Annotated in this window: 1 protein-coding gene; it reads left to right on the forward strand. The window is 72.0% G+C overall.

What is annotated here, in order from left to right; genetic code table 11:
* The first annotated feature begins 118 nt into the window (after nucleotides 1-118).
* Nucleotides 119-1411: an IS30 family transposase gene (locus DW171_RS10005; protein WP_117786857.1), complete on the forward strand. Its 1293-nt coding sequence runs from the start codon at nucleotides 119-121 to the stop codon at nucleotides 1409-1411.
* Nucleotides 1412-1637: the final 226 nt, after the last annotated feature.

Below are 1637 nucleotides of genomic sequence, written 5' to 3' on the forward strand. Positions count from 1 at the left end.
CCTTGATTATCGACTTTATCCGAACACCTCCCACATTCATCCGCACATGTGCGGATGAATGTGGGAACCCGATACCCTGAGGGCCGGACCGGCCGGCCCCGGGAGATCGGAGGACGGCATGTCCGGAAAGAGGAAGAGTGGCTCCGCGAGGGCGGTCCCGAGGGCCTACGGAAGGCTCACGAGGCACGAGCGGGACACGGTCCAGAGGATGCTGGAGCGCAGGGCGTCGTGCAGGGAGATCGCGAGGGAGCTGGGCAGGTCGCCCTCGACGGTGAGCGCCGAGGTGGCGTCGCACAGATTCGTGACGGCGCCGAAGGCCAGGCGCGGCGAGCGCGTGGACGCCTCCGCCGACCTGTCGGCGGCCTGCCCGCGCCTGGCGGCGTGGCCGCGATGCTGCAACGGCTGCGGGCGGTACCGCGCGATCGGCTGCAAGCGCCGCCCCCACGTCTTCTACGAGGCCCGGGCCGCGCAGCTGTGCGCCGACTCGGTCCTCGTCTCGTCCAGGCGCGGGATAGACGCCGACGAGCCCGCCGCGGCGGCCAGGCTGGAGGCGATAAGGGACTGCCTGCGCCGGGGGCTGTCGCCCGAGCAGATGGCGGCGCGCAACGGCGGCCCGGTGGACCTGTCGCCGTCGACCATCTACCGCTGGGTCTCGGCGGGCTACGACGGCATGACCGACATGGAGCTCAGGCGCAAGGTCGGCTACAGGCCGAGGAAGCGCGCCGCGGGCCGGGCGGCGACCCGCCACTCCGCCCGCAGGTCGCATGCCGCGTTCCTCGCCCTCGGGGAGGACGCGTGCGCCGCGGCCTGGGAGATGGACACCGTCGAGGGCGCCCGGGAGGACTCCGCCTGCCTGCTCACGCTGCTGCATCGCCCCAGCAGGCTCCAGCTCGCGCTGCCGCTGGCGGAGAAGACCGCCGGGCGCGTCGCGGACGCCCTGGAGGGCGTCCGGGCGGTCCTCGGCGCCGACGGGACGCGCCGCGTGTTCCGCGCCGTGCTCACCGACAACGGCGCCGAGTTCTCCGACGAGGGCGCCATCGCGGCGCTCATCGGCGAGGGGCCGGGCGAGACGAGGCTGTTCTACTGCGACCCGAGGCGCAGCGACCAGAAGGGCGCCTGCGAGCGAAACCACGTCGAGATAAGGAAGCTGCTGCCCAAGGGCTCCGGACTCAGGTTCGACCGGCTCGCCCCGGCGGACCTGGCGCTGGCCATGTCGCACGTGAACTCCGAGCCCCGCGGCGCGCTCGGCTTCTCGACGCCCGCCCGCGCCTTCAGGGCGATGCTCGGGGAGGACGCGGCGGCGCTGCTGGACGCCTACGGCGTGGAGGACGTGGCGCTCGTCGATCTCGACCTGACGCCGGGGCTCATCGAGAGGGCGCGCGCCGAGAGGGGCGATGCCCCGCTGGCCTAGCCTAGAGGAAAAACGGAATAGACGGACCGACCGTCCGGCTGAGTCTGGGAAGAGGTGCCGGGCGGCGGGCGGAGCATGGCCACCGGACCCATCGAAACACATCTCCACCGTTCCTTCAACTGGGAAAACGGCGCCCCCGGACCCCAGGAGGGGCCGCGGGGGCGTTCGGCTAACTGCGGGAATGGCCTATCCGCTCAATGTGTTCGGCTGAGATCGGAAATCAACC

Origin of the sequence: Collinsella sp. AM15-2 (genome assembly GCF_003471985.1) — a bacterium.
In the GTDB taxonomy this organism is placed as follows: domain Bacteria; phylum Actinomycetota; class Coriobacteriia; order Coriobacteriales; family Coriobacteriaceae; genus Collinsella.

What these genes read in the sequence shown, in the direction of transcription:
- DW171_RS10005 (WP_117786857.1), top strand. Translation starts at nt 119, where the DNA reads ATGTCCGGAAAGAGGAAGAGTGGCTCCGCGAGGGCGGTCCCGAGGGCC.